5 protein-coding genes are annotated in these 6956 nt (G+C 73.3%); 4 read left to right on the top strand and 1 reads right to left on the bottom strand.

The window, feature by feature from the left end:
• Positions 1-123: 123 nt before the first annotated feature.
• The 4 genes from SOM11_RS14405 to SOM11_RS14420 all read left to right on the top strand — a co-directional run bounded on the left by SOM11_RS14405 (position 124) and on the right by SOM11_RS14420 (position 5692).
• On the top strand, positions 124-2436 hold the full coding sequence (locus SOM11_RS14405) for a transglycosylase domain-containing protein (protein WP_320478469.1): 2313 nt from the start codon (positions 124-126) through the stop codon (positions 2434-2436).
• The gene (locus SOM11_RS14410) at positions 2433-3350 is read left to right on the top strand and encodes an endonuclease/exonuclease/phosphatase family protein (RefSeq protein ID WP_320478470.1); all 918 of its coding nucleotides are present in this window, start codon (positions 2433-2435) and stop codon (positions 3348-3350) included. The genes SOM11_RS14405 and SOM11_RS14410 overlap by 4 nt, the downstream gene beginning before the upstream one ends.
• Before the next feature lie 237 nt (positions 3351-3587).
• On the top strand, positions 3588-4889 hold the full coding sequence (locus SOM11_RS14415) for a hypothetical protein (RefSeq protein ID WP_320478471.1): 1302 nt from the start codon (positions 3588-3590) through the stop codon (positions 4887-4889).
• A gap of 107 nt (positions 4890-4996) precedes the next feature.
• Entirely contained in the window at positions 4997-5692 is a 696-nt protein-coding gene (locus SOM11_RS14420; protein WP_192061802.1) for a hypothetical protein, read from the top strand.
• Here SOM11_RS14420 and SOM11_RS14425 read toward each other — a convergent pair.
• Positions 5682-6656, bottom strand: a complete 975-nt coding sequence (locus SOM11_RS14425) for a glycosyltransferase family A protein (protein ID WP_320478472.1) — start codon at positions 6654-6656, stop codon at positions 5682-5684. The genes SOM11_RS14420 and SOM11_RS14425 overlap by 11 nt on opposite strands.
• Between the last annotated feature and the right edge of the window lie 300 nt (positions 6657-6956).

The raw sequence follows: 6956 nt of genomic DNA on the forward strand, positions 1-6956 counted from the left end.
ACAATGTGCTGACGGGGCCCTGTGCGGACTTCGCCGGGAGGCGGACCGGACCGTACGGTCGGAGGCGATGACACGACGACTCGACTCCCCCAGCCAGGCCGCCGCATCGATCGGTGCGATCGCATGAGCGACGACGGACACGGCGCCTCCTGGGCGTCCCGGACGGGCGGCGCCCTCGGGGCGATCGCCGGCATGACCGGGCTCTCGGTCGTGGTCGGTGTGCTCGTCACCGTGCTCGTGACACCGGTGATCGCCGTAGCCGGCAGTGGTGCCAGCTTCGGGGTCAGGGCGTTCAACACGATCCCCGAGGCGCTCGAGATCGGCGAGCAGGCCCAGACCAGCGAGCTCTACGCCACCCGCGGCGGCGAACCGGTCAAGATGGCCGAGTTCTTCTCGCAGGACCGCCAGGAGGTCGGCTGGGACGCCGTCGCCCAGAGCGCGAAGGACGCGGCCATCGCCACGGAGGACCCTCGGTTCTACGAGCACGCGGGCGTCGACTCGTTCGCGGCCGTCCGCGCGGTGTTCCAGAACGTGGCGAGCGGCGGCGTCGAGAGCGGCGCGTCGACCATCACGATGCAGTACGTCCGCAACGTGCTCGTGCAGCAGGCCGAGGAGATGCTCGAATCGGGCGACCCCGAGATCGTCGAGGCCGGCGAGGCCGCCTACGAGGAGGCCACCGTCACGACCCTGCCGCGCAAGCTGCGGGAGATCAAGATGGCGATCGGCGTCGAGGAGCGCTTCGAGAAGGACGAGATCCTGCTCGCGTACCTCAACATCGCCAACTTCGGCGGGCGCGTCTACGGCATCGAGTCGGCGGCGCAGTACTACTTCGGGGTGTCCGCCGCCGAGCTGACCCCGGCGCAGTCGGCCAGTCTCGTGGCCACGGTCAACTCGCCCGCCGAGCTCCGCATCGACGACGAGTCGAACATCGCCCTCAACACACAACGCCGCGACCTGCTGCTCGCGAACATGAACGAGCAGGGCATGCTCTCCGACGCCGACTACGCGGCGGCCGTCGAGACCCCCGTCGCGCCCGTCATCACCGCAGCCACCAGCGGCTGCGCGAACACGCAGCCCGCCTCGGCCGCGTACTTCTGCGACTACGTGCGATCCGAGGTGCTGAACGACCCGGCCTTCGGCGAGACCGCCGACGAGCGCGCCGCGCTGCTGAACCGCGGCGGACTGCGCATCATGACGACGCTCGACCTCGACGTCCAGGACGCCGCCGCGGGCACCCTGCAGGCCCAGGTGCCCGGCAGCGTCGGGTTCGCCGACCTCGGCGGATCGCTCGTGTCGACCGAGGCCCGCACCGGGCGCATCGTCGCGATGGCCCAGAACACCGCCTACGGCAGCAGCCAGGACGCCGCCGGCACCACGCAGGTGAACTACGCCGCCGACTCGAGCCACGGCGGCTCGACCGGGTTCCAGGTCGGGTCGACGTACAAGGCCTTCACGCTGGTCGACTGGCTGCGCAACGGCAACTCGCTCTACGACGTCGTCAACGCCTCGAAGAACAACTGGAACACCTCGGAGTTCTCGTCGTGCCAGGGCGGCTTCGGCGCGCAGCCGTACCCCGTGACCAACGACACCGGCGGCGCACGCAGCGACATGACGCCGCTCCGCGCGACGACGCAGTCCGTCAACACGGCGTTCATCGCGATGGCCGCCGAGCTCGACCTCTGCGACATCGCCGACGCCGCCTCCGACCTCGGGGTCACGAACGCCGACGGCCGCGAGCTCAGCATCTTCCCCTCCGACGTGCTCGGCTCGGGCGCCAACACGATCGCCCCGCTGCAGATGGCGTCGGCGTTCGGCTCGATCGCGAACGGCGGCACCGCCTGCTCGCCGATCGCCATCGACAGCGTCACCCGCCCCGACGGCTCGACCGTCGCGCCGCCGTCGGCCGACTGCCGCGAGGCGGTCGACCCCGCGGTCGCCGCCACCACGGCCTTCGCCCTGCGCTCCGTCGTCGCCCCCGGCGGCACGGGCTCGGCCTCGAACCCCGGCGACGGCGTGCCGCTGATGGGCAAGACCGGCACCACCGACAACGCCAAGGACACCTGGATGGTCGGCTCGACGACCGAGGTGGCCACCGCGATCTGGGTCGGAAACGTCCAGGGCGAGGTGAGCATGCGCCGCAACACCCTGCCGGGCGGCGGAGCGGACACCGCGCGGCACCGCGTGTTCCAGCCGTACATGCAGGCCGTCAACGACCTGTACGGCGGCCAGCCGTTCGCGGCGCCCAGCGCGGCTCTGACCGAGCGACCCGCACCCCCGCCCGCGCCGACGCCGGCGCCGTCCGCGAGCCCGTCGGCACCCGCGCCGGCACCCGCACCCGCACCCGCACCCGCCCCGGGATCGCCCGGTGCGGGCGAACAGCCCGAGCCGGGTGACGGCGAGGGCGAGGGCGGCGAAGACTCCCCCGCGGGCGGATGACGCCCGGTCGCGACGGGGCCGCGGGGGCCGGATCCGACGGCACCGGGGCCGACGGCGACGTTGACGGCTACCGTGACGGCACGGCCGCGGCTCGGCCCACCGTCGGGCCCGTCGCGGCACCCGGGCTGCACGTCATGACCTTCAACCTGCGGCGGCGTCTGCCGGCGGTGCGGGCCGGCAGCCCCGACCGCTGGAGCCGGCGGGCACCACTGGTGTCGCGCCTCCTCGAGGCGGAACGCCCCGCCGTGCTGGCCGTGCAGGAGGTCATGCCCGATCAGTCCGTCGAACTCGCCGCGATGCTCGGACCGCGCTACGCGTCGATCGGCAGCGGCCGAGAGCGCGACCGTGGTGGCGAACGCGTCGAGCTGCATGTCGACACCGAGCGCCTCCGCGTGCTGTCGTCGCGCACCTGGTGGCTGTCCGACCGACCCGAGACGCCGGGGTCGCGGGGGCCGGGGGCGGTGTTCGCTCGCGTCGTCGTCCAGGCGGATCTGTCGGACCTCGCGACCGGGGCGCGGTTCACCGTCCTGGCCGTGCACATCGACCCGTTCTCGGCCCGGGCGAAGCTCGACGCCGCCCGGCGGATCCGCGCCGTCGTGGCACGACTCGACGGGCCGGTCGTCGTGCTCGGCGACTTCAACGCCGACGACGACTCCCCATCGCACGCGGAGCTGACCCGCGGCGGGCTCCTCGTCGACGCCCGCGCCGTCGCCGACCGACTCGTCGACCCGGGGTGGGGCAGCTGGTCGCACTACGGGCCGCCGCGCCCCGGCGGCCGTCGGCTCGACTGGGTGCTCGTCAGCCCCGACGCCCAGGTCTCGGCGGCGGGGGTCGGGGCGCCCCGGTTCGCGGGTGCCGCGGCGTCGGACCACGACCCCGTGCACGCCGTGCTGCGCTGGGCTGCTGCACGCTGAACCTCGGCGTGAGCATCGCACCCCCGCACGACGAGGTGCGATGCTCAGGCGGGGGTTCTCGCAGCGGTCGGGGCGGCGGTGTCCCCCGGAGGCGCGGAGACGGGGGACGGAATGGTGACGATCCGGTGTCGGAGGCGCCGTCCGCTCGAACGGGGGGCCGTGCGGCACCCGGCGGGTCACCTAGGTTCGGACCGACGCGTCCACCCGAGGCGCCGTACCGTTCCAGGGGGAACACGCATGCCCAGATCACACCGCATCCGCTCACGAGCCGGCGCCGCCGCCGCGCTCGTCGCCGCGATGGTCCTCGCCCCGACCGCCGCACTCGCCGCCGAGGCACCCGCGACGCCTGCCGCACCCGCCGCGCAGGCCCCCGTCGACGTGGTCGAGGTCGCACCGACCGACACCGCGACCACTGTGCCGACGCCGACCGAGCCCGCCGAGACCGGCACCGGCACGTCGGTCGTCGTCGGGGACCGCCCGGCCGCGACGCCTGCTCCCGCTGTGACGCCCGCACCGGCCGCGACGCCCGCTCCGAGCGAGACGCCCGTCCCGGCATCGAGCGCCCCCGCGCCGTCGTCGGTCGTCGTCGTGCCCGAGCGGTCGGACCCGAGTATCGACGTCTTCTTCCCCGTCGTGAGCCCCGGCGACTCCGTGACCGTCGATGCGGACGGATTCACTCCGGGCGCAGGCATCGTCATCGACGTCGACGGCCCCGCCGTGACCGAGAGCACGAGGTTCATCGTCCACACAGTCGACGACCCCTTCGTGGTCGATTCGGACGGCTACGCGAATTTCACGATGGACATCCCCGCCGACCTCGCTCTCGGCACCTTGACGATGACCGTCGCGGATGCCGAAGGCGTCTCGGCCTCAGCGGACATCGAGGTGCGAGCGGCCGTGCCCGCTCCCCTCGTCACCCCACCGACCGACGCCACCGCGGGCGTCGTCACGATCACGGGAAGCACGGGCGTCGCCGGCGCTGTGGCGGTCATCACCGTCGTGGACGCGGACGACGCCGAGGAATGGGACTTCACCCCCGGGCAGGACTCGTGGACCATCCAGCAGGACACCGTGGTCATGTCGGCACGCGCGGCCGCCGACCCGTGGGGGGACGTCCCCTTCGACACGGAGCCCGTCGAGTGGGAAGCCGATTTCGGCGTGTCCTCCGCCGTCACCCGAGTCGAGGCCGACGGCTCGTTCTCGGCCCGTTTCGTCCTCCCGGCCGGCGACTACCTCGTGAGCGCGTCTCTCGCCGTCGACCCCGAGATCCCGTTCTTCTCCGCAGACAGCGAATTCGTGTCGTTCGCGGTCGCCGAGGCCGTCGCCACCCCGACGCCCGGCGCCACGACGCCCCCGGTCGTCGTGCCCGCCGGCAACACGACCGTCGTCGCCGGCGGCGCGGACGAGCGACGTGCGCGCGGGGCCCTCGCCTACACGGGTGCCGATCAGAGCGTCTGGATCGCCGGCGCCGCCGCGCTGCTGGCCCTCGGCACGGCACTGGTGGCCGCACCGCGCCTCCGGCGTCGCTTCGGTCGCTGAACCTCCGGGTGAGCATCGCACCCCTGCACGACGAGGTGCGTTGCTCACACCCGGGTTCTCGCCCCCGGATGCGGGCACGATCGGGCCGAGGCGAGTGCAATGGACTGATGATCGAGACGTTCCTGCAGCGCCCGGCCCGCCCGACGGAGTGGGTCGCCGACGCGGTGCGGGCGCTGGCGGCCCTCAGCGTGGTGGTCGTCGGCATCGGCTGGGGCTTCGTCGAGATCGCCGTCATGATGCTCGCTCTCGCCGCCGTGCTGGCCCCGAGGTTCCTCGGGGTGCGACCGGGGTTCGACGTCTTCGCCGGCGCGACCGTGCTCGTCGCCGCCTGGAGCAGCGTCTTCGAGCTGTACACGCGCATCGCGGGCTGGGACACCCTCGTGCACTTCGCCCTCAACGGCGTGCTCGCGGCTCTCGCCGTCATCGTGGTGCAGCACACCGGGTTCGTGCCGTCCCGAGGCCACCGACTCGGACTCGCCGCCGCCACGGTCGCGATCGGTCTCGCCGCGGGCGTCCTGTGGGAGATCGGCGAATGGTGGGGTCACCACGTCGTCGACGACGCGATCTTCGTGACCTACGACGACACCATCGGCGACCTCGCCGCGGGCGGAGCCGGAGCCCTCGTCGCGGGCATCGCCCTCCCGGTGCTGACCGCCCGCCGTCGACTGCACGATGCAGGCGGACCCACGGGCGGCACCCGCACCGACACGGGAACCGTCGACACGAGGCCGGCCGACACGGGGCCCGCCGACGACATGCTCACCCCGCCGACCGACCGACGAGGCGCACCGCTCACCTGGTGACGCGCCGTCGCCCGCCCCGTCGGAACAGCCGAGGAGGCGCGGGTCGGCTCCGCGCCGGAGCCTCGCGTGCTCCTGCGGCGTCGTCAGCGGCGCCTGCGGAGGCGTCGACAGCGTAGTCAGCGGCGTCAGCGGCGGCGCCTCCTGCGACCTCGACGGGCAGATGCCCGCCGCCCGACAGCACATCGACCGCGGCGACCTCGTGGGTCAGCCCGAGTCGACGGAACACGCCCGCGGGGTCGGCCCGCAGCCAGCGCCACCAGGGTCGTCCGTCGACGCCGTGCACCGTGAACGAGTGGAGCGCGCGGTAGGTGCGCAACCAGGGGCCGTTGCGGAGACTCAGCGGACGGGCCGAGATGCCGGTGACCAGATCATGCCGATAGGCGATCCGGCCCTGCCCCGCGAGCTGCAGATCGCCGAGGTGGACGGCGAGATCCATGTCGTCGTGCAGCATCCGGTCGTGCCGATGCACCACGTCGCGCACCCGCGACCACGCCGAGCGGCGCATCATCATCGTCGAGCCGAACAACGGCCAGTGCGCCAGCCCAGCCCCGACGATCAGGTGATAGGCGCCGACGTAGAACGTCGAGAGGACGGTGCCCGCCAGGACGGGCGCGTCGTAGAACCGGGCGTTCGTGCTGACCGCCAGCACGTCGGCGTCCTGCTCGAAGGTGCGGACGAGCTCGGCGACCCAGTGTCGCGGCAGCACGCTGTCGGCGTCGACGCGACCGATCAGGTCGGCGGTCGTCGAGTCGTAGCCGGTGCTCGCCGCCGCCGCGATGCCGACCTCGGACTCGGTGACCACACGGGCGCCGTACCGTCGCGCGACCTCGACGGTGTCGTCGGTGCTGCCGTTGTCGACCACGACGACCTCGTCGGGGAGACGGGTCTGCCGCGCGAGCGACCTGAGACAGGCGTCGAGCAGATCGCCGTCGTCGCGAACAGGGACGACCACGCAGACGAGCACCGCACCAGTCAACCCCGTCGGGGGCGTTCTCGGGCGTCCGCCGCGCCTCCTCGACCGGGTTCGGCCCGCCCGGGGGTCGATGAGTCACGACTCGCCGCGGGGTCGGGAGGGTGCGCGGCGAGTCGTGACTCATCGAGCGCAGGGAGGAGAGAGGGGCGCGGGCGCGGGCGCGGGCGCACGGGAAAACCCCACCTCGCGAAGCCGTAAGGCTCTGCGGGGTGGGGTTCCACCGGGAACACGGGCCCCGGCCGGGGGCCGGAGCCCGAGTCGTCGTACTGAGAAGCGATGCCGCCGGAGCGG

This window comes from Frigoribacterium sp. CFBP9029, from assembly GCF_034045305.1.
Taxonomy (GTDB): domain Bacteria; phylum Actinomycetota; class Actinomycetes; order Actinomycetales; family Microbacteriaceae; genus Frigoribacterium.

Excerpts from the sequence above, each read along its gene's own strand:
- SOM11_RS14405 (WP_320478469.1), top strand. The coding sequence starts at position 124 with ATGAGCGACGACGGACACGGCGCCTCCTGGGCGTCCCGGACGGGCGGC.
- SOM11_RS14410 (WP_320478470.1), top strand. The coding sequence starts at position 2,433 with ATGACGCCCGGTCGCGACGGGGCCGCGGGGGCCGGATCCGACGGCACC.
- SOM11_RS14415 (WP_320478471.1), top strand. The coding sequence starts at position 3,588 with ATGCCCAGATCACACCGCATCCGCTCACGAGCCGGCGCCGCCGCCGCG.
- SOM11_RS14420 (WP_192061802.1), top strand. The coding sequence starts at position 4,997 with ATGATCGAGACGTTCCTGCAGCGCCCGGCCCGCCCGACGGAGTGGGTC.